The sequence below is a fragment of the Lachnospiraceae bacterium genome, assembly GCA_022794035.1.
In the GTDB taxonomy this organism is placed as follows: Bacteria; Bacillota; Clostridia; order Lachnospirales; family Bianqueaceae; genus CALWPV01.
The window spans coordinates 188,558-212,949 of record JAAWDX010000012.1 but is presented as its reverse complement, the minus strand read 5'-3'; the positions used below and the strand labels follow the sequence as shown (position 1 = coordinate 212,949).

General features: G+C 49.8%; 22 protein-coding genes and 1 pseudogene. 14 read left to right on the top strand and 9 right to left on the bottom strand.

The window, feature by feature from the left end; genetic code table 11:
• The coding region (locus HFE64_10175) for an LPXTG cell wall anchor domain-containing protein (GenBank protein ID MCI8633829.1) at window positions 1–151 on the top strand (151 nt) is incomplete at its 5' end.
• A 45-nt stretch (window positions 152–196) separates the two neighbouring features.
• Here the strand turns inward: HFE64_10175 and HFE64_10170 are convergent.
• The 4 genes from HFE64_10170 to HFE64_10155 all read right to left on the bottom strand — a co-directional run bounded on the left by HFE64_10170 (window position 197) and on the right by HFE64_10155 (window position 3,429).
• Window positions 197–400, bottom strand: coding sequence for a hypothetical protein (locus HFE64_10170; GenBank protein MCI8633828.1), 204 nt, complete (start codon window positions 398–400; stop codon window positions 197–199).
• A 91-nt stretch (window positions 401–491) separates the two neighbouring features.
• Window positions 492–1,937: an aminotransferase class I/II-fold pyridoxal phosphate-dependent enzyme gene (locus HFE64_10165; GenBank protein MCI8633827.1), complete on the bottom strand. Its 1,446-nt coding sequence runs from the start codon at window positions 1,935–1,937 to the stop codon at window positions 492–494.
• 23 nt (window positions 1,938–1,960) lie between these two features.
• On the bottom strand, window positions 1,961–2,944 hold the full coding sequence (locus HFE64_10160; protein MCI8633826.1) for a diaminopimelate dehydrogenase: 984 nt from the start codon (window positions 2,942–2,944) through the stop codon (window positions 1,961–1,963).
• Window positions 2,938–3,429: a GAF domain-containing protein gene (locus tag HFE64_10155; protein ID MCI8633825.1), complete on the bottom strand. Its 492-nt coding sequence runs from the start codon at window positions 3,427–3,429 to the stop codon at window positions 2,938–2,940. Before HFE64_10155 ends, HFE64_10160 begins: the two co-directional genes overlap by 7 nt.
• 112 nt (window positions 3,430–3,541) lie before the next feature.
• Between HFE64_10155 and HFE64_10150 the strand changes: the two genes are divergently transcribed.
• Complete coding sequence (locus HFE64_10150; GenBank protein MCI8633824.1) at window positions 3,542–4,912, top strand: MATE family efflux transporter; 1,371 nt, start codon at window positions 3,542–3,544, stop codon at window positions 4,910–4,912.
• 57 nt (window positions 4,913–4,969) lie between these two features.
• Here the strand turns inward: HFE64_10150 and HFE64_10145 are convergent, their stop codons facing one another.
• The 3 genes and pseudogenes from HFE64_10145 to HFE64_10135 all read right to left on the bottom strand — a co-directional run bounded on the left by HFE64_10145 (window position 4,970) and on the right by HFE64_10135 (window position 8,120).
• Window positions 4,970–6,166, bottom strand: a complete 1,197-nt coding sequence (locus tag HFE64_10145; GenBank protein MCI8633823.1) for an aminotransferase class I/II-fold pyridoxal phosphate-dependent enzyme — start codon at window positions 6,164–6,166, stop codon at window positions 4,970–4,972.
• 184 nt (window positions 6,167–6,350) lie between these two features.
• Window positions 6,351–7,793, bottom strand: coding sequence for a 23S rRNA (uracil(1939)-C(5))-methyltransferase RlmD (rlmD, locus tag HFE64_10140; protein ID MCI8633822.1), 1,443 nt, complete (start codon window positions 7,791–7,793; stop codon window positions 6,351–6,353).
• A 93-nt stretch (window positions 7,794–7,886) separates the two neighbouring features.
• A pseudogene (locus tag HFE64_10135) lies at window positions 7,887–8,120 on the bottom strand (hypothetical protein).
• Window positions 8,121–8,939: 819 nt separating this feature from the next.
• Here HFE64_10135 and HFE64_10130 point away from each other — a divergent pair.
• Genes HFE64_10130 through cysS form a run of 3 tightly spaced genes read left to right on the top strand, consistent with a single transcriptional unit; the run spans window position 8,940 to window position 11,835 of the window.
• Window positions 8,940–9,737, top strand: a complete 798-nt coding sequence (locus HFE64_10130; protein MCI8633821.1) for a hypothetical protein — start codon at window positions 8,940–8,942, stop codon at window positions 9,735–9,737.
• Entirely contained in the window at window positions 9,734–10,402 is a 669-nt protein-coding gene (locus HFE64_10125; GenBank protein ID MCI8633820.1) for a response regulator transcription factor, read from the top strand. The genes HFE64_10130 and HFE64_10125 overlap by 4 nt, the downstream gene beginning before the upstream one ends.
• A gap of 32 nt (window positions 10,403–10,434) precedes the next feature.
• Window positions 10,435–11,835 (top strand): cysteine--tRNA ligase, encoded by a 1,401-nt coding sequence (gene cysS, locus HFE64_10120; GenBank protein ID MCI8633819.1) that lies wholly within the window; start codon window positions 10,435–10,437, stop codon window positions 11,833–11,835.
• Window positions 11,836–11,891: 56 nt separating this feature from the next.
• Here cysS and HFE64_10115 read toward each other — a convergent pair whose 3' ends face one another.
• The gene (locus tag HFE64_10115; protein ID MCI8633818.1) at window positions 11,892–13,100 is read right to left on the bottom strand and encodes an argininosuccinate synthase; all 1,209 of its coding nucleotides are present in this window, start codon (window positions 13,098–13,100) and stop codon (window positions 11,892–11,894) included.
• A 163-nt stretch (window positions 13,101–13,263) separates the two neighbouring features.
• On the opposite strand from HFE64_10115, the gene argF reads away from it, so the two are divergent.
• Genes argF through HFE64_10095 form a run of 4 tightly spaced genes read left to right on the top strand, consistent with a single transcriptional unit; the run spans window position 13,264 to window position 18,361 of the window.
• Window positions 13,264–14,274, top strand: a complete 1,011-nt coding sequence (argF, locus tag HFE64_10110; protein ID MCI8633817.1) for an ornithine carbamoyltransferase — start codon at window positions 13,264–13,266, stop codon at window positions 14,272–14,274.
• Between the two features lie 15 nt (window positions 14,275–14,289).
• On the top strand, window positions 14,290–15,603 hold the full coding sequence (locus HFE64_10105; protein MCI8633816.1) for an alpha-L-fucosidase: 1,314 nt from the start codon (window positions 14,290–14,292) through the stop codon (window positions 15,601–15,603).
• A complete protein-coding gene (locus tag HFE64_10100) occupies window positions 15,600–16,685 on the top strand; it encodes a hypothetical protein (protein MCI8633815.1) in 1,086 nt (361 codons plus the stop codon). The genes HFE64_10105 and HFE64_10100 overlap by 4 nt, the downstream gene beginning before the upstream one ends.
• Window positions 16,682–18,361, top strand: a complete 1,680-nt coding sequence (locus HFE64_10095) for a B12-binding domain-containing radical SAM protein (protein ID MCI8633814.1) — start codon at window positions 16,682–16,684, stop codon at window positions 18,359–18,361. Before HFE64_10100 ends, HFE64_10095 begins: the two co-directional genes overlap by 4 nt.
• Window position 18,362: 1 nt before the next feature.
• Here HFE64_10095 and fabG read toward each other — a convergent pair whose 3' ends face one another.
• A complete protein-coding gene (gene fabG, locus HFE64_10090; GenBank protein MCI8633813.1) occupies window positions 18,363–19,076 on the bottom strand; it encodes a 3-oxoacyl-ACP reductase FabG in 714 nt (237 codons plus the stop codon).
• Window positions 19,077–19,172: 96 nt separating this feature from the next.
• On the opposite strand from fabG, the gene HFE64_10085 reads away from it, so the two are divergent.
• From HFE64_10085 to HFE64_10065, 5 genes are all read left to right on the top strand, one after another.
• Window positions 19,173–20,066, top strand: a complete 894-nt coding sequence (locus tag HFE64_10085) for a YitT family protein (GenBank protein ID MCI8633812.1) — start codon at window positions 19,173–19,175, stop codon at window positions 20,064–20,066.
• 149 nt (window positions 20,067–20,215) lie between these two features.
• Window positions 20,216–21,328: a sn-glycerol-3-phosphate ABC transporter ATP-binding protein UgpC gene (gene ugpC / locus HFE64_10080; GenBank protein MCI8633811.1), complete on the top strand. Its 1,113-nt coding sequence runs from the start codon at window positions 20,216–20,218 to the stop codon at window positions 21,326–21,328.
• Window positions 21,329–21,513: 185 nt separating this feature from the next.
• Entirely contained in the window at window positions 21,514–22,740 is a 1,227-nt protein-coding gene (locus HFE64_10075) for a S41 family peptidase (GenBank protein MCI8633810.1), read from the top strand.
• Entirely contained in the window at window positions 22,740–23,582 is an 843-nt protein-coding gene (locus tag HFE64_10070; GenBank protein MCI8633809.1) for a hypothetical protein, read from the top strand. The genes HFE64_10075 and HFE64_10070 overlap by 1 nt, the downstream gene beginning before the upstream one ends.
• Window positions 23,569–24,381, top strand: a complete 813-nt coding sequence (locus HFE64_10065) for a L,D-transpeptidase (GenBank protein ID MCI8633808.1) — start codon at window positions 23,569–23,571, stop codon at window positions 24,379–24,381. The genes HFE64_10070 and HFE64_10065 overlap by 14 nt, the downstream gene beginning before the upstream one ends.
• The last annotated feature ends 11 nt before the right edge of the window (window positions 24,382–24,392 follow it).

Below are 24,392 nucleotides of genomic sequence, written 5' to 3'. Positions count from 1 at the left end.
TAAGAACATCGATGCAGATGGAGATGGAAAGATCGACAATGTAGGGCCGGCGACAGGAGATGAAGGGATGAGGCCGATGATGGCGGTGCTGCTGGGAGCAGTGCTGGCGATGGCAGTCTTACTCCTCATCAAGAGACGCTTTGCTAGATAAAAGTAAGAGGATGCTGCAAGCATGGCAGCATCCTCTTTTTATGCTTTATTTTTCTTCAGTCAGCTTTTTAAGAATTAGCAATATAGCTGAACTTTTTCTCCCATGTATGGCGGAACAGTTGTAAAATAGCGGAACTCTCTCAGTTGGTAAGTCTTCTAAAAAGAAAAATGGCGGAAGCTTTCCGCCATTTAACTCGGGTTCCGCCACATGTGGCAGAAAAAATTCAGCTATATCGTCCATTTCCGCCATTGGCGGCGGGAGGAGCGGGCAGCGACTGCACAGACATCTGGCCAGCGACTGCACAGACACCTGCCTCAAAGGCCTGCGCTTGCCTCAAAGCTTATTCACAGGTCTCAATAAAATCAGGATATTGATGGCAGGTGCTGATTAAGCGAATTCCGCTTGCCTGCATCTGACGCATGGTTTCCAGTGTAGAGCTTTCGATGGTCTCGCCGGGCACAATATAGGGAATGCCGGGCGGATATGCGTAAACAAATTCACGGGCGATATGGCCGGCTGCTTCCTCAGGAGAGCGCATAACGCTGGCGCGCTCCATAGCCTCGGCCGGTGAAATGGTCGGAACCGAAAATTCGCATTGCTTTAAGGTGAAAGCGGCGCCTGGCGCTCCGTCTTTAAGCCCGGCATCAATTTCCAGCAGAGCGGCGGCAAGGCGGTCAAATCCTTCCTGGGTATCACAGATGCTCGTCATAGCCAGCACCATATCCCGCAGCTTCATTTCCATCTGCAGGCGGTATTTGTCAAGCAGGACAGCATACAGCTCTGCTCCGGTCAGCGTGGTGCCGCGCGTAGAAATCAGGATTTTGCCCGGATCATAGGCGAAAATATGGGGATGCGTCTTGATATCATCGTTTCCCATGCCTAATACACGCAGGTGCTTCAGTGCTTTCATCTGCTCAGAAAACTGCTGCAGGCGCTGATAATAAACAGAAAATAATTCCGGACCCTGCTGCTCCAGCAGATCCACACATTTATCAGCGCTGGCCATCAGCACATAGGAGGGGCTGGTCGATTCGATTACGGCCAGCTGGCGAACAAGGTTCTGTTCATCGATGCGATCGCTGCATATATGGAGGATCGAGGTCTGCGTCAGTACAGGCAAGGTCTTATGCAGACTCTGAACCACAATATCAGCGCCGCGGTGGACTGCGCTGTCCGGAAAATCGGGCGAAAAGCCAAGATGCGGTCCGTGGGCCTCATCCACCAGCAGCGGAATGCCATGTGCGTGAACCGTTTCCGCGATTGCAGTAACGTCAGAGACAATTCCGTCAAAGGTGGGCGATACCAACACAGCCAAACGAATGTCAGGATGCGCGTCTAATGCATTTTTGACATCCTGGGGCTGCAGGTTAGCGTATACGCCAAAGCTTTCATCAACAGAGGGATAAATATAAACGGGCTTAAGCCCTGCCAGCGCCAGCGCGTTATAAACCGATTTGTGGCAGTTGCGCGGAATCAGAATTTCATCGCCGCGCCGCGTGCAGGCCAAAATCGAGCAAACAAGGCCGGCTGTACTGCCGCCAACCAGATAGAGGCTGCGCCGGGCGCCAAATAGACGAGCGGCTCTGCGCATGGCATTGGCTAAAATGGAGTCGCGGTCCAGGTGCGCACTGGCCTCATGCAGATCATCCAGGCCGTCGATTTCGGTGAAATCGAGGCCATAAGGGTTGGCCATCTGCAGCATCGCCGTATTGCGTTTATGGCCGGGCATATGATACGGATAAATATCTTTTTGGCAGTATGCCTGATAAATATCTTCAAGATTCATGGAGAAAGTCCTTTCCTGAAAGATTAAAGAAGAGCAGCGCGCAGGGCATCGCCGCTTTTAGCGCTTAAATAGGAGGGAGCAATATCAAGTACGGTCTTGCAGCCGGACTGTCCCTCCTGCTGCAGGCGATAGGCGGCGCGTGCATAGGAGACCAAGACGGAAGAAGTAAATTCGGGATTGGAATCCAGCTTTAAGCTGTATTCGATCACATGATTATTTTCCTGGTTCCAGCCGGTTTTTCCGGTATGGATGACAAAGCCGCCGTGGGGAATGCCGGCATGGTCCCGCTGTAGTTCCTCTTCCGAAATAAAATGTACAGTTGTGTCATAATCAGCAAAATAATTGGGCATGGTGACAATGGCCGTTTCGATAGCCTTTAGATCGGCTCCTTCTTCAGCGACGACAAAGCATTCGCGCGTATGCTTTTCGCGTGTAGAAAGCTCTGGCTGAGAGCCGCTGCGCACAGCATCTAAAGCGGCCGGAACCGGGATCGTATACTGGCGCGCATCCTTTACGCCGGGAATGCGGCGGATCGCATCGGAATGTCCCTGGCTGACGCCCTTGCCCCAGAAGGTATAGAACTGTCCCTGCGGCAGGATGGACTCAGCATAGAGGCGGTTGACAGAAAACATACCGGGATCCCAGCCTACAGAAATAATGGCAACCTTGCCGCTCTTTTCAGCAGCGGCATTTACAGCAGCAAAGTGCTGAGGGATGTTGGCATGCGTATCAAAGCTGTCGATGACGTTGAAATGAGCGGCCATGGCCGGTGTCTGCTGCGGCAGATCGGTAGCGCTGCCTCCGCAGAGGATCATGACATCGATCTGATCCTGCATGTGCAGCGCCTCATCTACATGATAGGCGGGAGCGCCAGAGAGCGGGGAAAGCGTATGCGGGTCGCGGCGCGTGAAAACGCCTACCAGCTGCATGTCAGGATTTTGGGCGATTGCGCATTCAACGCCGCGTCCAAGGTTTCCGTACCCATAAATACCAATACGAATCATAATTGTTGTCCTCCTTTAAATGATAGAGTAGTAAAATCACAGGCGGCTTCTATGATCTGAACAAGCCGCACAAGACCCTCTTCATCCGCTTTAGTGAAGCGGGAGAAGAGCGGACTGTCAATATCCAAAACACCCACGACCCGATTTTGAGCGTGGATGGGGATCACGATTTCAGAATTGGAAGCGCCGTCGCAGGCAATGTGACCCGGGAACTGGTGCACATCATCAATGCGCTGCACCTGGTCAAGTTTGGCGGCTGTGCCGCAAACGCCCTTTCCCCAAGGAATGCGGATGCAGGCGGGCAGGCCCTGAAAGGGGCCTAGCACAAGGCAAGGCTCAGGCGTCTGCTGGGTCAGATAGAAGCCGGCCCAATTGAGATCGGGCAGCTGGCTGAAGAGCAGCGCACTGGCGTTGGCCAGATTGGGCAGGAAGCAGCGCTCGTCTTCCAGAAGGGCCTGCAGCTGCTGTGCTAAAAGAGTGTAATCCATGGAAGTGGCTCCTTTGGGTAAATTTGAAATATTTATAATTGGGACTTGCATAAATAACCCTAAATCATTATAATGGGTTTAATTTATTTTTGCAAGACGGGAGAGATCGGAAATGAAGAAAAAATCTTATGAGATCAATATGTGCGAGGGCCCGCTTTTGGGGAAAATGCTGCTTTTTGCATTTCCGCTCATGCTGTCGAGCATTTTGCAGCTTTTGTTTAATGCGGCGGATGTGGTGGTGGTCGGGCGCTTTGCGGGCAGTGAAGCTTTGGCGGCGGTTGGCTCCACCTCTGCGCTGATTAATCTTTTGATTAACCTGTTTAATGGACTTTCAATCGGAACCAATGTTTTGGTGGCGCGGTATTTGGGCGCGCGCGATTGGGAAAATACGACGCAGACAGTGCATACCGCGGTGACGGTGAGTCTGGTGAGCGGCGTATTTTTAATTTTTATCGGCGTATTTTTATCAGGGCCGCTGCTGCGTATGATGGGAACGCCGGAGGATGTGCTGGACAAGGCGAGCCTGTATATGAAGATTTATTTTGTGGGCATGCCGGTCTTTATGCTGTACAATTTTGGCGCGGCAATTCTGCGTTCGATCGGCGATACGCAGCGGCCGCTCTATTTTCTGATGCTTTCTGGCGTTATCAATGTGATTTTGAATCTGTTTTTTGTCATCGTGTGCGGCATGGGCGTTGCCGGCGTGGCGATTGCAACGGTGGTCTCAGAAGCGGTTTCGGCGGTGCTGGTGCTTCTCTGTCTGCTCAGGCTGGACGGTATGTGCAGGGTCGAATTAAAAAAGCTGCATATCAATACGAAAAAGCTTTTGGGGATGCTGCGGATTGGCCTGCCGGCAGGGCTGCAGGGCTGCATTTTTTCGATCTCAAACGTGCTGATTCAGTCTTCGATCAATTCCTTTGGTTCAGTGGCTATGGCTGGCAATACGGCAGCCGCTAATTTGGAGGGGTTTAGCTATGTATCGATGAATGCGATTTATCAGACCTCGCTCAGCTTTATCAGTCAGAATATGGGAGCAAAGCAGTATAAGCGGATCAATCAGATTACCATGAGGAGCATGGGGCTGGTGATGATGATCGGCCTGGCAATCGGCTGGCTGATATTTGCACTGGGAGAACCGCTTTTGGGCATCTATTCGTCATCGCCGGAGGTCATTGAGTATGGGATGATTCGTGTGAAGTTCATTTTTACAACGCATTTTCTATGCGGCATGATGGATGTAATGGTGGGGTGCTTAAGGGGCCTTGGCTATTCAATTATGCCGATGATCGTTTCGCTTACGGGCGCCTGCGCTTTTCGAATCATCTGGATCTTCACAGTCTTTGCTGCCAACCGAACGCTGGAAACGCTGTATCTTTCTTATCCTATCTCATGGCTTTTAACAATGAGCGTACATGTAATCTGCTATATTGTGGTAAAGAAGCGGCTGGATCACAGAACGGCCGTGCCAATGTCACAGGTATAAAAAAGAAGGTCTCTCTTTTCCGTCTGGAAAAGAAAGACCTTTTTTATATGCGTTAAATCAGGCATTAAACACGTATTGATCGAGGCGCTTAAAGGCTTCCTGTACGCGGCTCAGCGGCAGCGCCAGATTCATGCGGATCGAGCAGGGACCATGGAACGGGCGCCCATCCTGCCAGATTACGCCGACCTCCTGACCAGCCTTAAGGAGTTCTTCAACCGTCTTACCATGGGCTTCGCACCATTTCGTGCAGTCAAGGAACAGCATATAAGTACCCTGCGGCTTGCTCAGCTCTACGCCTTCAAAATGGTCTTTAATGTAATCATAAGCAAAGTCAACATTGCCCGTGATTACCTGACAAAGCTCGTCAACCCATTCATATCCCTCCTGCTTGTAGGCGCCGATCAGCGCATGCATGGAAAGCACATTCATCGAATTGCAGTGCGACTTACCAATCTGTGCAGATACGCGGTCGCGCAGATAAGAATTATAAATGATGGAATAGCTGCCCACCAGACCAGCCAGATTAAAGGTTTTGCTGGGCGCATACATCGCTACAGTACGATTTCTAGCATCCTCGCTCACCGACTGCGTGGGGATATACTTATGGCCGGCAAGAATAATGTCAGACCAGATCTCATCAGCGATGACGAGACAGTCGTTAGCCTTATAGACCTCCATAGCCTTTTCAATTTCCCAGCGCTCCCAAACGCGGCCGCACGGATTATGCGGGCTGCAGAATACCGCCACATGGATCTTATTAGCTTTGATCTTCGCGTCCATATCTTCAAAATCCATGCGCCATACGCCGTTTTCATCCTGCTTCAGCGGGCTATGTACGATATGATATCCTGAGTTTTGGATGCTGCCGGTAAAACCGATATAGGTCGGGCTGTGCAAAAGCACATTATCGCCGGGAGCAGCGAAAGCGGCGAGGGCGGCAACAACGCCAGCCAGTACGCCGTTGGCGTAACCAATGCAGTCGGCTGTAAGGCCAGTCACGCCATTGCGAGTCTCATGCCAGCGGATAATGGAATCGTGGTATTCCTTGCGGGGAGCAAAGTAGCCGAAGGCCGGATGCTGTGCCCGCTCGATGATGGCCTGCTGCACGGTGGGTACAGTGGGAAAGTTCATGTCAGCCACCCACATGGGGATGATGTCAAGCCCGTGTTTAGGAGTAAATCCATTGGTCCAGTTATCAACCGCGATCGCATCCTTGCCGCGCCGGTCGATAATGGAAGTAAAATCATACTTCATACTGTTTTCTCCTTATCATAATTAAAATAAGAAAAGTCTCTTATTTAATATTATAAGCAGATTCAGTCAGAAAGTAAAGCATTAATACAGACACAGAACGATCGCAAGAATCCCGCAGGGATTTCTTGCTAAGTTCGACGCCAGTCGAACTTATTCGTAGCCAGATATATTTCGGCTAGTTGAGCTATTTACATTTTACTAACTTGACCACCGTCTCCACATGCACGGTCATGGGGAACATGTCGCAGCAACGGATCTGTTCAATCTGATACCCGGCTTCGATGAACTGCGGAAGGTCGCGCAGCAGGGAAGTGGGCTTACAGGAGACATAGATAAACTGCTGCGGCGCATAGGCCAGAATCTTCGGCAGTGCCTTGGGATGGATGCCGTCGCGTGGCGGATCAAGCACAATCAGGTCAGGCTGCTCGGCAAGCGTGTCCACCAGCGCCAGCACATCTCCGGCCAGGAAGGTACAATTGCGCAGACCGTTTGCCGCTGCATTTTTCTTGGCCGCCTCGATGGCCTCGGCAACGATTTCGATACCGGTAACAGAAGAAGCGCCGGCCGCCGCCATAATCTGGGCAATGGTGCCTGTGCCGCAATAAAGATCAAAAACAGTTTTGCCGCTCAGATCGCCGGCCATATCGCGCACAATCTGGTACAGCGCTTCAGCACCTAGAGAATTGGTCTGAAAGAAAGAAAACGGAAAAATCTGAAACTGCAGTCCCAGCAGCGTCTCCGTCAGGGAGGGCTGACCATACAAAAGCTCCGTGGCATCGCTTTGCACGACGTCAGACAGCGAATCGTTGGTCGTGTGGAGCACGCCGCCGATCCGGCCCTGCAAAGGAAGCTGCGTCAGCATTTCGGTAAAGGCACTCAGCAGCGCCTCATTTCCGGCCATGCCGGAGGAGGTTACCAGATTGATCAGAATATCGCCGCTAGCAAAGCTGCGCCGCACCACCAGATGCCGCAGGATCCCTTCGTGCGAGCGGGTATGATAATAAGGCAGCCCGCTGGCGCGGAAAAAATCTTGCGTCTCCTGCAGGATCAGGCGGATATCAGGATGCACGAGCTGGCAATTCGGGACACTGATGATATCGTGGAAGGCGCCGCGTTTGTGAAGGCCGAGGGTGAGCGGGCCGCCTTTTTCGCTGTCGCCGAAGGAAAATTCCATTTTGTTGCGGTAGGCGAGCAGCAGCGGACTGGGCTGTATGGGCGGCCATAGGGCTTCGGTGATGCCGGGCAGAGTGCTTAACAGCTGCCGGACCTGCTGCTCCTTGAAAGCAGTTTGCTGTGCATAAGGGACGGTCTGATAGGAGCAGCCGCCGCAGTCTGCAGCATGCGGGCAGGGCGCCTGTATTTCATAGGATGCGGGGGTAAGCAGGCGCACGGGCCGGGCTTCGTGGCTTTTTTTGCCGTTTTTGTGAGTGCTGACAAGCCATGTCTGGCCGGGCAGCACGTTTTTGATGGAGAGGGGGCCGTATGTTTTGGTGGGCTCTACATATAAAATGCCGGCCGGGGAATCAGCCTCGGAAATGGGAGGCTGCTCCACAGCCGGTATCAGCTTTCCTTTATTAGGGAAAAGAACCTCAGAAACAACGCCCTGCAGTAGGACACGTTCTTTCATAATATCGGTTTCCTTTTATTTTTAGGCTTCCGGAGCTTTTTCGGCAGCTTCGGTGGCGGCCTGCGTTACTTCTTCTAAGACGGTTTCTTCAATTTCGTCTTCGTCGTCATCCTCAAGATAATCAAAATCTTCTTCGTCCAGCTCATCGCAGCAGTCATATTCGCTGAAATAACGGACAACAAGGAATGCAACGACAGCGGAGATTGCTACGGCAGCGATGATAACCCAGAGCAGGGTATTCTTTTTCTTGCGCTCTTCTCCTTTGATTTTAGACATCAGATCTTTGATTTGTTCTTTTTCGAATACGTTTTTAGCAAAGTTATTCATGTGAATGTGTCTCCTTTCCTAACGAATCGGTTGGTTTGGTTTGATGGGTTTGACGCGGAGGGTCAAACTCATAGGGCGGTACAGGGGCTTGAAAAGCCGTGAATCGCCTTACCGCCCTTATTATACCCCAAAGATCTATGTTTCACAAGAGATTTTAAAAATTTTCGATTATGGCAGTGGCTTGGCTGTTTTGGGCGTTAGCGCTTAATAAAAATGAGAGTTTTAACGTATCAATTGGCTTAAAAGACAAGTTGATTAGTACAAATGCGCATCAGTATAACGTATAAAATGCTTCATTTAGCCAGTTATATACACCATCAGGTAGCTTCGGTAACGTGCTCATGAAGCGATAGATACGTTATTTCTGTTTATTTTTGCCTGTGGCAACTGGGAAGCACAGCGGGCGGCGCCCGCAAAGATGATAAATTCATAGCAAGGGGACGGATCTCGCGATCTTGGGCGTTAGCACTTAATAAAAATGAGAGTTTTAACGTATCAATTGGCTCAAAAGACAAGTTGAGCAGCAGAAATGCGCATCAGTATAACGTATAAAATGCTTCATTTAGCCAGTTATATGTATCCACAGGCATCTTCGATAACGGGCCAATGGAAGCGTTAGATACGTTAATTCTACTTATTTTTGAATTCAGCAACTGCGAGAGCCAAGGCCGCGGCGAGCAGCACTTGCAAGAATGACAAGTTCAGATCAAAGGGACGGATCTCACGATATAATTTTAAACTAAGGATAACAGAGATTCCTCTTGTAATTCACAGATAATATGTTTATAATATTTCTATATTGCACTGGTGGAGGTAAACATGAAGAGAATATGGGCGGCAGCGCTGGTATGTGTGCTTTTACTGGCAGGATGTCAGGCACAAAAGGCGCCGAAAAGCTATGAATACACAGAGAAAAATGGCGTATCGTATACACAGGCAGGAGGCCTGCGTTTCTGTATAGAGGATGAAAGTGTAAACGACAAAGACAAAGCAGTATATTGTTTAGAGCAGGCACTGCAAAAGGCACAGGCCTTTTTAGGAAGCGGCTATACCGTGCAGGAGGAGATGGCATGTTATCTGCATGCAGGCGAAGGAGCATCACAGCAGGCTAATGGACAGCTGGATATCTATTATTATGATCAGGCAGAGCAGCCCTATATCAATTACATGATTCAGCTGCTGGCCGGCACAGAGGTGCAGGACTGGCTGCGCGAGGGACTGGCCGCCTGCGGAGCTGCGCAGATGGGAGAAAGTCTGCTGGATTCATATGCTAAGGAAGTAAAGGAGCTGCAGGCACTTCATCAAACAGAGGCAGAGCAGAAGCCGGCAGGGATCACAGTGCTGGCACAGACTCTTTATGCAGCAGGCAGCTATCAGGAGGCACTTAAGCTGGGAGACATGATGCAGGCTATCAGTCAAATGAAGAGCGCGCAGGAGGCTGGAAATTACCGGGCTGCGTATTGTATATACGCTGGATCCTTTGTAGAATATTTAATTGACAAATATGGGCAGGAGGCAGTTCTGGACGAATATCGGCAGCCTGAAAAACTGACGGACAGCGTCTTAGAAGAGGAAAAGCAGAACTGGATAAAGGAAAGGTTAGCGAAAACTGAATGATAAAAATTTTGATCGCAGCAAAGGAAACGGAGCTGCTGCGGTCTTTGCGGGAATATTTAAAGCTGAAGGAATTTCAGGTAGCAGAGTCAGAGAACAGTGAAGGACTGCTGCAGATATGGCAGGAAGAAAGGCCAGATCTTCTGGTGCTGGATTTAGATCTGGAAGCAGGCATGGAAACGCTGCGAAGGATAAGAAAAAGTTCTCATCAGCTTCCCATTCTGACATTAGCCGCAAGCCAAGAGGCGGAGCTGCAGGCATTTGAAGAGGAAGCAGACGACTGTATGGTCAAGCCCATTTCGATGGAGATTCTACTCAAAAGGATTCAGGCGCTGCTACGCCGAAGCCAGGTAGCTCTTCAGGAGAAGATGGAGCTCGGCGGTTGGCAGATGGATTATGCCGCTTATCAGGCAAGCTGGAAAAGGCAGCCCGTTGAGCTCACCTCTAAGGAGTTTGAGCTTTTATGGGGGCTGATGCAGCGCAGAGGACGGGTACTTACACGCAGTCAGCTTTTAGATGAGATTTGGGGATACGATTACATAGGCGATGAACGGATTGTCGACGCCCATATCAAGAATCTGCGGCATAAGCTACCAGTCAATTTGATCCGCACGGTAAAGGGGCGGGGCTATATGTTCAATGAAGAAGAATGCGAAGTATGTGAATAGGGCCAAGATACACGCCCTAGAATGGAGGAGCTATGCTTTTATATAATACAGCAACTAAAAAGGTGGACGAATTTAAACCCGTAACCGGAAATCAAATTACCATGTATACCTGTGGCCCCACAGTGTACCATTATGCCCATATTGGTAACCTGCGCAGCTACATTATGGAAGATGTGCTGGAGAAATATCTGACCTATGCCGGTTATGATGTAAAACGCGTCATGAATATCACCGATGTGGGGCATCTGACGAGCGATGCCGACACAGGCGAGGATAAAATGCTGAAGGGAGCCAAGCGCGAGCATAAAACGGTGATGGAAATCGCGCAGATGTATACCGAAGCATTTTTTGAGGACTGTCGCAAGCTCAATATCAAGAAGCCGGAATTTGTGGTGCCGGCTACCAGCTGCATTCCTCAATTTATCAAAATGATTGAGGTGCTTTTAGAAAAGGGCTATGCGTATCAGGCAGGAGAGAATATATATTTTGATACCTCCAAGCTGGAGCATTATTATGCACTGACCAACCATGAGGAAGAGGAGCTGCTTGTAGGCGTACGCGAAGACGTGGAGCAAGATACGAACAAAAAAAATAAAAGCGACTTTGTGCTCTGGTTCACCAAATCCAAATTTGATCAACAGGAGCTCAAATGGGACAGCCCGTGGGGCGTTGGATATCCCGGCTGGCATATCGAGTGTTCCAGCATCGCCATTCAGTATTTAGGGGAAAAGCTAGACCTGCACTGCGGCGGTGTCGACAACATTTTTCCGCATCATACCAACGAGATTGCACAGAGCGAGGCCTATCTCGGTCATGACTGGTGCCGGCACTGGTTTCATGTGCAGCATCTGAACGACAAATTCGGCAAAATGGCCAAATCAAAAGGTGATTTCCTCACCGTTTCCCTGCTGGAAAGCAAAAATTATGATCCATTGGTCTACAGGCTGTTCTGTTTGCAGTCCCACTATCGCAAACCGCTTGAATTCAGCTACGAGGTGCTGGACAATGTAGCCGCTGCCTATCAGAAGCTGCTGGCCAGAGTCAAGGCATTAAATCCTGCCGGCGAGCCGGAAGCAGAGCAGGTAAAGCAATATAAAGAGCAGTTCCTGCAAGCAGTTGGCAATGATCTCAACACATCGTCCGGCCTGACGGTGCTCTATGATGTGCTGAAGGCAGAGATCAGTGATGCCACTAAGCTAGCGCTGACAGAAGATTTTGACAGAGTTCTGTCATTAGATTTAACCAAACGGCGCAGCGAAGAGCAGGCGGTGGATGCAGAGCTTTCTGCTTATGTAGAAGCAAAGCTGGCAGAAAGAAAGGCAGCTAAAAAAGCAAAGGATTTTGCCAAGGCCGACGCTATCCGCGAGGAGTTAGCAGGGCAGGGGATTCTGATTAAGGATACGAGAGAAGGAACGGTCTGGGAAAAAGCATGATAGAAAATAAGAAAGGGTTACCTCAAATGAGGTAACCCTTTTTAAATGCAATAGAATCAGATCTTGGTTAAGCCCTTCATGCCGCGAATCTTGAGCGGCAGCCCAAACAAATTGATAAAGCCTTCCGCATCCTTATGATCATACAGCTCGCCAGTCGTAAAGCTGGCAATGCTTTCACTATATAAAGAATAGGGAGAGGTGCAGCCGGCAGGAATGATATTTCCTTTATATAACACCAGATTCACGGTGCCAGTGATGACCTCTTGGGTGGAATCCACAAAGGCAGCCAAAGCCTCGCGCAGAGGAGTGAACCATTCGCCGGAATAAACCAGCTCTGCATATTTTACAGCAACCTGCTGCTTATAAGCATAGGTCTGTTTATCCAGACACATGTGTTCAAGCTGTTCATGCGCCTTAAACATAATGGTACCGCCGGGGGTCTCATAGACGCCGCGGGATTTCATACCGACAACACGGTTTTCAAGAATATCGGTAATGCCAATGCCATGCTCGCCGCCCAGCTGATTTAAAGCCTTAAGCAGGCTTACCGGATCCATCTTTTCACCATTTAAAGCAACCGGAACGCCCTTTTCAAAATCAAGCGAGATTTGCACTTCCTTATCAGGAGCGGCCTGAGGCGTTACGCCAAGCTTAAGCAGGGAATCGTAATGAGGTGCCTGAGAAGGATCCTCGAGCTCAAGACCTTCGTGGCTGATATGCCAGATATTGCGGTCCCGGCTATAGCTATCGCCGGTTTTGATCGGACACTCGATCCCGCGCTGCTGACAATACTCAATTTCTTCTTCACGGGACTGCATATCCCAGATCCGCCAGGGAGCAATAATTTTTAATTCAGGGGCTAAAGCTTTGATCGTAAGCTCAAAACGCACCTGATCATTTCCTTTACCGGTACAGCCGTGACAGATAGCAGTAGCGCCTTCCTTTTTAGCGATATCCACCAGTACCTTAGCAATCAGCGGACGCGCCATAGAGGTACCAAGCATGTAGGTAGTCTCATAAATAGCGCCGGCCTTTAAGGTAGGATAGATATAATCAGTAATAAATTCCTCAGTGACATCCATTAAGTAAAACTTGCAAGCTCCGCTTGCCAGCGCACGCTCCTCTAAGCCATCTGTTTCTTTTCCCTGTCCAACATCAATACAGGCCGCCACAACATCATAGTCATAGTTTTCCTTGAGCCAAGGAATGATAACAGTGGTATCTAAGCCACCGGAATATGCTAATACAACTTTTTCTTTTGCCATAATAAAACTCCTTCTTAAATGTAGATGGTTGATTTAACGAGAATAATTATACATCTTGATTTATAAAAATGCAATACCCTGATTGAAAAAATTTTCACTTGCCAATTAACCGCGAAACGTGTATGATAAGAAGCATCTTATTTCAATCAGGAGGCTGTTAAAAGTGGATTTATATGGGCGTCATTTTCTCACGCTGCGGGACTATTCCGCACAAGAAATTGAATATTTATTAGATTTAGCTGCATATTTAAAACAAAAGAAGCAAAAGAGAGAGCCGCATCGGTATCTGGAAGGATACCAGATTGCGCTGTTATTTGAAAAGACAAGCACACGGACACGCTGTGCCTTTGAGGTGGCCGCCCATGATCTGGGGATGCAGGCGACATATCTGGATCCGGTCAGCAGTCAAATGGGTAAAAAAGAAAGCATTCCGGATACGGCGCGGGTGCTTGGACATATGTTTGACGGGATTGAATACCGCGGCTTTGAGCAGGAAAAGGTAGAGGCATTAGCTCAATACGCCGGCGTGCCGGTATGGAATGGGCTCACCAATGAATATCATCCAACGCAGATGCTGGCCGATATGCTGACAATCCGCGAGCATTTTGGAGATTTAAAAGGAAGAAAGTTTGTATATATGGGAGATGCCCGCTATAATATGGGCAATTCTCTGATGATTGTCTGCGCCAAGCTGGGGCTTCATTTTGTGGCTTGTACAACAGCCAAGTATTTTCCAAATGAAGAGCTGGTAAGCTATTGCCGGCAGGAGGCAGAAAGATCCGGCGGCAGTGTGCAGCTGATAGAAGATGTGCAGCAGGCCGTGCAGGGCGCTGATGTGATCTATACGGATGTCTGGGTGTCCATGGGCGAGCCCAAGGAAGTATGGGCAGAGCGGATCCGCGAGCTCAGCCCTTATAAAGTGACAAAGCAGGTAATGGAGGCAGCAGGGAGCCAGGCAATCTTTATGCACTGCCTGCCGGCATTCCATGATCTGAAAACAGAGACGGCACAGGAGATTTATGCGTCCTTTGGCATAGAGGATATGGAGGTCACGGATGAGGTCTTTGAAAGTCAGCAGTCTGTTGTGTTTGAAGAGGCCGAAAACAGAATGCATACCATCAAAGCCGTGATGCTGGCCACACTGTCGGAAAGGACAGACCTCGTAGGGCAGTAAAGGGAGGAAAATGGGATGAATCCGAGAATTGAAGAACGAACCAGACGGACAAAATGGTTTTTGCACGATCGATTCGGCATGTTTATTCATTGGGGGCTGTACGCGATTCCGGCAAGAGGAGAATGGGTGCGCAGCTATGAACGGATGTCAGTAGAGGAATATCAGCCTTTTTTTGATACGTTTAACCCGGAGCACTATGATCCAAAGGAATGGGCAAGGCTGGCAAAAGAGGCAGGCATGAAATATGCGGTGCTTACCGCCAAGCATCATGACGGCTTCTGTTTGTTTGACAGCCAGCTGACCGATTACAAATCCACTAATACACCGTGTAAGCGGGATCTAGTGCGTGAGTATGTAGAGGCATTCCGGGCAGAGGGCATCCGTGTGGGTCTTTATTTTTCAATTATTGATTGGCATCATCCAGATTTTCCCCATTACGGAGATCAAAATCATCCTATGCGTGACTGCGAGGCATATAAAGGCAGGGAGCATCATTTTGACCGGTATCTGGACTATATGCATGGTCAGGTGAGAGAGCTGCTGACCAATTATGGCAAGATCGATATTATGTGGTTTGATTTTTCCTATCCCGGCATGGAGTGTGAAACCTGGAGAGCTACCGAGCTGGTGAATATGGCAAGGAGCCTGCAGCCGGACCTGATTATTGATAATCGCCTGGAAGGAAGCGGACAGCGCTCGGGGACGATCAAAACGCAAAATCCCTCTGTGTATGCAGGAGACTTTGCCTGTCCGGAGCAGATGATTCCGCCGGCGGGTCTGACCGATGACAGGGGACAGTCGATTCCCTGGGAGGCCTGCATCACGCTCAATGATAATTGGGGCTACTGCAGCGCTGACCATCATTATAAAAGTCCGCGTATGGTCATCCGCAGCTTGGTTGAATGTGTGAGCAAAAACGGCAATATGATTTTAAATGTGGGACCGGATGCGAAGGGACGGATCCCTGAAGAGTCGGTTGCCATTTTAAAAGAAGTGGGACGATGGATGGAAGATCATCATGACAGCATTTATGGTTGCGGCATTGCCGAGTTCCCTAAGCCTGAGTGGGGACGGTATACTCAAAACGGCAGAAAGCTGTATGCGCATATTTATGAGGAATGTATGGGACCGATCTGTCTGAGCAAGCTGGCAGGACGGGTTGAGAGCGCAAGGCTGCTGAAGGATGGATCGGAAATTCAAATGACGGATTATTGGAATATCAAAGAATATCCGCAGGATGCGTTCTTTTTTCTGGACAGCAAGCGCTGTCTGACGTTCCCCCTGCCGGATGAAAAGGATACGGTTGTGGAGATTATATTAAAAGAATGAGACTTTGGATGCATGGCTGCGGCCCTCAGCCTACAGAAGGGGCCAGACATTTAAAGGAGTTAGGGTTTGAAGCAGTCGTAGGCGGTGAAGAAACGGTGCAGGCGGCTTTAGAACAGGGCCTGCAGGCCTACCTTTGCAGCGGAGCCTACCGCGGTCCGGCTTTTACCGGCGAGGAGTGGCTGGCAGAGGATATGTGGGGCCGCCGGCAGAAATGGTTTTCCTCTACCTGCCCCACGCGAAAAGAGGTACGTGCTTATAATTTAGAGGTTGTCCGCAAAATGGCACAGACGCCGGGCATACAAGGAATTTTAATTGACGGTGCGCGGTTTGCATCACCAAGCTCAGGAGAAAGCAGCGATGCATTTTATACCTGCTTTTGTCCTCATTGTATGGAAAAGGCTGAAAAGATGGGGTTCGATGCAAAAGAGATGCGCATGGCGGCGGCCATGCTGTATGATTTTCTGCATGGTAAGCCGCTGGATCTGATGCCCTTTTATGCAGGACTCCGAGAATGGATGGAGTTTCGTCGGGCTGCCACCACAGAGCATCTGCTTGACTTTGTACAGGCAGTCAAGGAAGTGAATCCGGATTTGAAAGCCGGCGTCTATATTTTTGCACCGGCCCTCAGTGATCTGGTGGGGCAGCACTATCGCGATCTGCGGGGCAAAATGGATATCATAGCGCCCATGCTGTATCGCTGCTATCCGCAGGAAAGCGGTCCGGCATGCCTGAACGTAGAGCTGGCAGATATGCTGACCATGCTGGAGGGGACAGCCAATCTGACGCCGCAGCAGCGCATTTATGCGCTGAATGCTCTGACGGGACACGAGCTGGTTGGCTATGAGGATCCGGACGAGCTGAGAAAGGGATTGGACGTCTCTATTTTGCGCCGCGAAGCGCAGCGCGCTAAAAGGATGGCGGCGGATCAGGAGGTGATTCCGATCATTGAGCTCGATGATCCGAAGCTGGAGAGCGCGATCCTGCAAACGGCGGCGGGCGGCGCCGATGGGGTGAATTTCTTCCTGTATGAGGAGGCGCTGGTGGAGCGGCACCGTGATCTGTGGAGGAGGCTTGGCGGATGAAGACGCTGCTGACGGCGGTCAATGCGAAGTATATCCACTCTAATCCTGCTGTGTATTCTTTACAGAAGAGTGCGCTGGCGTATGCGAAGAAGTGGCGGCTGGATGTGGGCGAGGTGAAGGTCAGGGAGTTTACGATCAATCAAAGCATAGAGACGGTTTATTATGAGATTATGGCAGAAAAGGCAGACATAGTGGCCTTTTCTGTTTATATCTGGAATCTGGAAATGGTCAGCCGGCTGTGTCAGGATCTGAAAAGGGCGCTGCCGGAGCTGCAGATCTGGCTGGGAGGACCGGAGGTTTCGTACGGCATAGCAGGAAAGCTGCTGACGGAGGAGGCATATGACCTCGTCATGGAGGGCGAGGGGGAGCATACGTTTTTTAGCCTTTTAGCGGAAAGATGCGGCGCGGGCAGCGCTGAGTGGCAGGCGGTGCGGAGCAGCTGGCAGGTCGGCCAGGAGGGGAAGCGGGTTTTTGCAAAGCCAATTGAAAATTTGGATGAGCTGCCGTATATCTATGAGGATATGACGCCGTTTGCGAATCGGATTGTGTATTATGAGGCCTCCAGAGGGTGTCCGTTTCACTGTGCGTATTGTTTGTCGGCGGCAGAGGGCGGCGTGCGCGAGCTGCCGCTGGAGCGGGTTTTGAAAGAGCTTGGCGATTTGGCGCAGAAAAAGGTGCGGCAGATCAAGCTGGTGGATCGGACGTTTAATTGCCATGAGAAGCGGGCGAAGGCAATTTTGCAGTGGATTGCAGAGCTTCCGCAGGAGTGTCCCACAAATTTTCATTTTGAGATAGAGGCGAATCTGCTCTCGGATGAGCTGATCGATCAGATGGCCCGGCTTCCGCGGGGACGGATTCAGCTGGAAATAGGGATTCAGTCGACGTATGCTCCGGCGCTTCGCGCCTGCGGGCGGACGGAGCGGCTTGACAGGATAATGGCGCATGTTAAACGGCTGCGGCAGGCAGGAAATATCAATCTGCATGTGGATTTGATCGCAGGACTGCCGCTGGAGACCTATGAGATCTTTAAAAAGTCCTTTGATACGGTGTATCAGTTAAAAGCGCACCAGCTTCAGCTAGGATTTTTAAAGCTGCTTACCGGTGCGCCGATGAATGCCTTGGCGGAGCCATACGGATATGTATTTTCTCAGCATCCGCCCTATGAAATTTTAAAAAATGACTTTTTAAAGCCAGAAGAGCTGTTCCAGTTAAAATGCATAGAGGATGTGCTGGAGCGGCTGTATAATTCCGGGCATTTTCCAAACTATCTGGCGCTGTTGGAGCAGCGCTATGAAAGCCCGTTTGGCATGCTGGAGGAGATTGCCGGTTATTTTCAGGAAAAGGGCCGTCTATTTACGGCGATGGGAATGGCAGAGGTCTATCAGGAGATGGCGCTGTTTTCGCTCAGGTTTGAGGAGGCGCAGGAGCTGCAAAAGAGTCTTTTGATCGATTATTATCTGTCAACGCCGTCGGATCAGCTGCCGGAAGCGCTTAAAGGCTTGGCGCAGCGAGGGCAGGAGGCAGCGACGCGGCGGAACACGCTTTTGAAAAAGGTCGGCCGCCGCGAGAGGAAGATCGTACTGCGATCCTGTGAGAATAGACTGCTGGCACTGGATTATACAGAGCGGGATCCGGTCACTGGTTTATATGAGCTGGCGGCATGGGAGGAAACCTAAATCAGGAAAAACAGCCGTCCAATGTAATGATCTCACCAGTCAGATAGGGGCATTTTTCGCCGCACAGAAAAAGCGCAAGCTCCGCAACCTCCTGCACAGAGCCGAAGCGGCCGAGACCGATGCTCTCTTCTAGGGCTTCGCGCTCGGGCGGCGTAAGGAAGCGGTTCATATCTGTATCAATTGCGCCGCAGGCGATGGCATTGACGCGGATACCGCTGGGAGCGACCTCCTGCGCCAGCGCCTTGGTAAAGGCATTCAGACCGCCCTTGGAGGCAGAATAGGCAACCTCACAGGAGGCGCCGCGCGCACCCCACATAGAGGAAATATTGAGGATAACGCCCTGAGACCGGCGGATCATAGGCGGCAGCGCCAGGCGGCTGCAAAGAAAGGCACTGCGGAGATTGGTGCCGAGCACCTGATCCCATTCTTCTACCGTCATATCCTGCAAAAGTCCGATATAGGAAATACCGGCATTGTTGACCAGTGCGTCTAGATGAAGCGTATGCTGGCTGATAAAAGAGAACAGAGCCTCCACATCCGCAGGATCGTTTACATCCGCCAAAAAAGGCAGACAGCCGCACTCCTGCTGCAGGCTTAAAAGAGCGTCCCGAGAGGTTTTGGCGCAGGCAAAGACCTGCCAGCCAGAGGCTGCAAAAGCTTTCGCGATCGCGCGGCCGATGCCGCGGGAGGCGCCGGTAACAAGAACAGATTTCATTATAAAGTACATCCTTTCATTATAATTGGCATAGTATAGTATGTTCATTATACTATAGCTTGCCTGGAAAATAAATAAAAAGAGGAGGAAGAAAGTATGGCAGAGAAGCAGATCGATCTGCAAAAGATGGCTAAAAAACAGTGGCTGCTAGATATCAGCAAGATTATACTGGGCACCTTTTTACTGGCGCTGGGTCTCAGTGTATTTTTTGAACCCTATGATGTGGTCACGGGGGGAGTAACGGGTATCGGCATCATCATCAAAGAACTAAGTTTTCGTTTGACAGGGCGCGAAGTACCGCTTTATCTGTCAAATTTGATTATCAATATTCCGCTGTTGATTATTGGTCTTGTTTTGAAGGGGAAAAAGTTTATGGGTAAAACCCTGGCTGGAACGCTGCTTTTATCTGCATTTCTATATCTGACGGCGCAGATCCGGCTGGAGAATGAGGATATGATCTTAAATGCCTTGTTTGGCGGGATCCTTTGCGGCGCGGGCGTAGGGCTGGTTCTTTCGGCTGCAGCCACCACAGGAGGAACGGATCTGCTGGCAACGATTGTACAGCATTTTTATAAACGTTTATCCATTGCCTGGCTGCTATTTTTTATCGATGCTGTGATTATTGTGTGCGGCAGCTTTGTTTTTGGACTGCAGAAGGCGATGTATGCCGTCATCGGCGTATATCTTACCTCAAAGATTGCAGACAGAGTAGTGGAAGGATTTCACTATTCAAAAGCAGTATATATTATTTCAAAGGACTGGGAAGCGATTGCCGGGCACATTATGGAAACAATGGAGCGGGGCGTGACCAGTCTGCAGGGAAAAGGCATGTTTTCTCAGCAGGAGCAGGAGGTGCTGTTCTGTGTGATATCCTCTAAGGAGCTCGTCAAAATGAAGCACATCATTTATGAGATCGATCCGCAGGCCTTTGTGGTCGTGTCAGACGCCAGAGAGGTGCTGGGAGAGGGCTTCCTTCCATATGATAAGTAAATAGACAGGACAAAAGTGAAACGGTCTATGCAAAATCAACAAAATGAAGCGTAAGCTTTTGGTGAAATAATCAATAGCAGAAAAAGAGAAAAGGGTGTATTATATTAGCTAGTTACAAAACGTAACACCGAATATCTAAGGAGGCTATTATGGCAAGTTTACAGTTAAAGAACATTAAAAAGACATACGGTAATGGTATTACCGCTGTTAATGACTTCAATCTGGATATTGAGGATCAGGAGTTTGTTATCTTCGTTGGTCCTTCTGGTTGTGGTAAATCTACGACGCTGCGTATGATCGCTGGTCTGGAAGAGATTTCTGACGGTGAGCTTTACATCGGCGGAAAATTGATGAATGATGTGGCTTCTAAAGATCGTGATATCGCCATGGTATTCCAGAACTATGCATTGTATCCGCATATGACCGTTTTTGATAATATGGCATTTGGTTTGAAGCTGAGAAAAACTCCTAAAGCTGAGATCGAGCAGAGAGTTAAAGAAGCAGCCAGAATTCTGGAGATCGAGCATCTGTTGGATCGTAAGCCGAAAGCTCTTTCCGGTGGACAGAGACAGCGTGTAGCTATGGGACGTGCTATGGTGCGTGAGCCCAAAGTATTCTTGATGGATGAGCCTTTGTCTAACTTGGATGCTAAGCTGCGTGTACAGATGCGTATTGAAATTTCCAGACTGCATGAAAGACTGAAGGCTACGATTATCTACGTTACCCATGACCAGGTTGAGGCTATGACGCTGGGTACTCGTATCGTAGTTATGAAAGATGGTTTGATGCAGCAGGTTGATTCTCCTGTTAAACTGTATAACGAGCCCCAGAACCTGTTCGTTGCAGGCTTCATCGGTTCTCCTCAGATGAACTTTATTGATGCAGTTGCACAGAAGGAAGGCAACAATGTATACTTAACGTTCCATGATCAGAAAGTGTTGCTGACACCTGACAAGGCTAAGAAGGTTGTTGACGGCGGTTACTTGGGCAAGGAAGTTGTTATGGGTATCCGTCCGGAAGATATCCATGAGACAGAAGCTGCTTTGGCTCAGTTTGCAGATACAACGATTTCTGCAGAGATCAATGCTACCGAGCTTTTGGGTGCAGAGATGCATTTGTATCTGAATATTGAGGATATGGATTTAATTGCTAAAGTAAATCCCAGACTGCAGGTTAAGACTGGCGACAAGATCAAGCTGGCGCTGGATGCAAATCGTATTCACGTATTTGACAAAGAGACTGAGCTTGTTATTACCAACTAATTTTAATCGGTGTTTGTTTCGTTATAAAATCAAGGGGCATTTCCTGAATCTCAGGAAATGCCCTTTAAAGTATGGCGCTGTTTGGCGTACATAAACTGCAGGGAATAAATTTTTGGATAACGCCATAAAATTGCTGTATAATATCTGCATGTGACATCAATGGAGTTGATCCAGGGGAGGCAAATTTGATCAATTGTTTAGAGGATGCAAATAAAAAAAACTGGTGGAAAGGCTTTGGGGCGGGGGCTGCGTTCAGCCTTGTCGTTTTCATCTGTATTTGTTTGATAGGAAAGCCGGCGGCGCTAACAACATGGCGAAGCGGCGGAATCACACCTTCTCAGGCAAGTCAGCTGGTGAATAAGGCAGATCAACTGCTTAGAAGCCTGCAGGATCATTATCTGGAAGAACTGGATACGCAGGTACTGCTGGACGGCGCCTATCATGGAATGGTCAGTGCGGTAGGAGATCCCTATACCCGTTATTATACGCAGGAGGAGTATAAGGAATATAAAGAATCCACATCGGGACAGTATGTGGGAATCGGAATCACCGTGCGGCAGGCAGAAGAGGGCGGCGCCGAGATTGTTTCTATAGAACAAAATGGACCGGCAGCGGCAGCAGGAATGCAGGTCGGCGATATTCTGATAGAGGCGGATGGTGTTTCTCTTACCGATATGGAGATCGGGGATATGGTAGGGATGATCCGCGGTCAAAAGGGCACAGAGGTAGAGATTACTATTTTAAGAGATCAGAAAGAGCAAACGGTTACGGTTAAGCGGGAGACCATAGAAGAGGTTACCGTGGCCAGTGAAATGCTGGAGACCGGAATTGGTTATATTGCCCTGAAAGGATTTGAGGAGGTTACCACGGAGCAGTTCCGAGCAGCTTTGACATCGCTTAAGGAGCAGAATATGCAGGGACTGATTGTGGACCTTAGAGATAATCCGGGCGGACGTGTTGACGTTGTGCAGCAGATCAGCGATGAATTGCTGCCGGGCGGCGTAATCACCTATACAGAGGATAAGTATGGAAATCAGCAATTCTATTCGTCCCTTGATGAGCCCTGTCTGAATCTTCCATTAGTTGTTTTGGTCAACGAAAATTCGGCCAGTGCGGCAGAGATCATGGCGGGAGCCATTCAGGACAGAGGAGTCGGCACGCTTGTGGGCACCACTACCTACGGCAAAGGAATTGTACAGCAGACCAGCCCTTTTTCAGACGGTACCGCGATCAAGGTTACAATGGCAAAATACTATACGCCAAACGGCAGCTATATTCATAAAATCGGCATTGAACCAGACATTCGGATTGAGCTGCCAAACGGAATGAAATTTGCAGATCTGACTTCACGAGAAGAGGATAGACAGCTCCAGACAGCCATAGAGGCTTTAAAGACAAAGCTGGGGCGCTGATGCAGACCAAACTGCTTCTCATTGGGCAGCTGAGCCTGCAGACGATAGGAACCATGCTGATCAGTCCTATATTTTGGCTGACATTAGGATTTACCTATCGCTATTATCGACAATACGAATGGGATAAAGCCAGCGCGAGGAAACTTGCGTTGGCTTCTTCTTTCGAAGGGATCTGCTCCGGTTTTCTGGTGATCTGGCTGATTGCAGTGCTCGGATTGGTAGTAAAGCCCAGCGCGGCGCTCTTATGCATGGGGCCTATTTCTATGCTGCTATCGCTATACAGACCGCGCTTTCTCTGCATGTCCTATGGCGCCGGTGTCACCGTCCTGTCCTTCTGGCTGCTGCATCAGCCGGTGGATGCTGTGGGCATCATGAGTCTGGTAGCCATTCTGCATCTGGCGGAGGGAGTGCTGGTCCTATGCTTTGGCAGTCATCATGCCATTACGATCTATCAGCAAAGTAAGCGGAGACTGCTTCCAAGCCGCGGAATTTATTGTTTTTGGCCAGTGCCGATCTGTCTGATGATTGCCGCCTATGGGCAGGCGGAGGTTCTGCATATGCCTGGTTGGTGGCCGCTTCTGCCGCTGGAAGCCATGAACGCAGAAACCGTATGCGGCCTGCTGCCGCTCGCCGTTACACTGGGCTATTCGGATCTGGCCGCCCAGCCGCGCAAAATCAGAGAAAACGGCTTGCTGATTTTGGCCTATGCCCTCATTTTGCTTGCCATCAGTCTGGCAGCAGTCAAATGCAAAGCATATCAGGCGGTCGGCATGATTTTCATGGTGGGTGGCCATGAAGTGATTGTAAAAGGAAGGAGCTGGATGCGGCATGAAAAGATTTAGCGCTATTGTTTTGATAGGATGTATACTTCTCTGTGCTTGCCGCCATGCGGCGAAAGAAGCTAGCGTATCAGCCTTGGGAGCGGCGCAGGCAGAGGGATGGCAGGTGGTGCCGGAGGAGGGGAGCTGGAGCGTGTATCCCTGCATCGTCATTAGCGGACAGGAGGAGATCACGCAGGTGAGCGGCTTCATAAGAGCGGAAGATAGGAAAATAGGCGGAGACTGGCAGATAGAAGGGAAGGCAGCGCAGTTTTTTCCATATCAGGTGCTGGAGCCGGGGCAGGCTTATGAGGCGGAAATGTGTGTGAACGGCATGGAGCTGAGTACGGCTTTTACCGTGTCGGATGCAGCCCTGCCAGAGCAATGGATTGAGGTGGCACTGGGCATAGAGCAGAAGGTGTATATCTGGCAAGGCGGCAGAATCATAAAGGCCTTTTCTTGTTCTGGCGGGCTGCCGGAATCGCCTTCCTTGCTGGGCATCTATCAGCTGCAGGATAGGGGAGAACGGTTTTATTCTAAGCGATTTGCAGAGGGAGCGCTGTATTGGATTCGGATTCAGGATCAATATTTGTTTCATAGTGTCCCCAGAGATGAGGAGGGCAGGGTGATTGCAGAGGAGCTGGAGAAAATCGGGGAAGCGGCGAGCCATGGCTGTATCCGTTTGTATGATGAGGATGCCCGCTGGCTGTATGAAAACCTCCCGCGGGGGACGATGGTGATCCTGCACCCAGCGCAACCGGATGTGTTCACGAAAAATTTGCTTGAATCCGATTCGGGGGGAGTGTATAATGAGACAAGATAAGTTTTGATAGA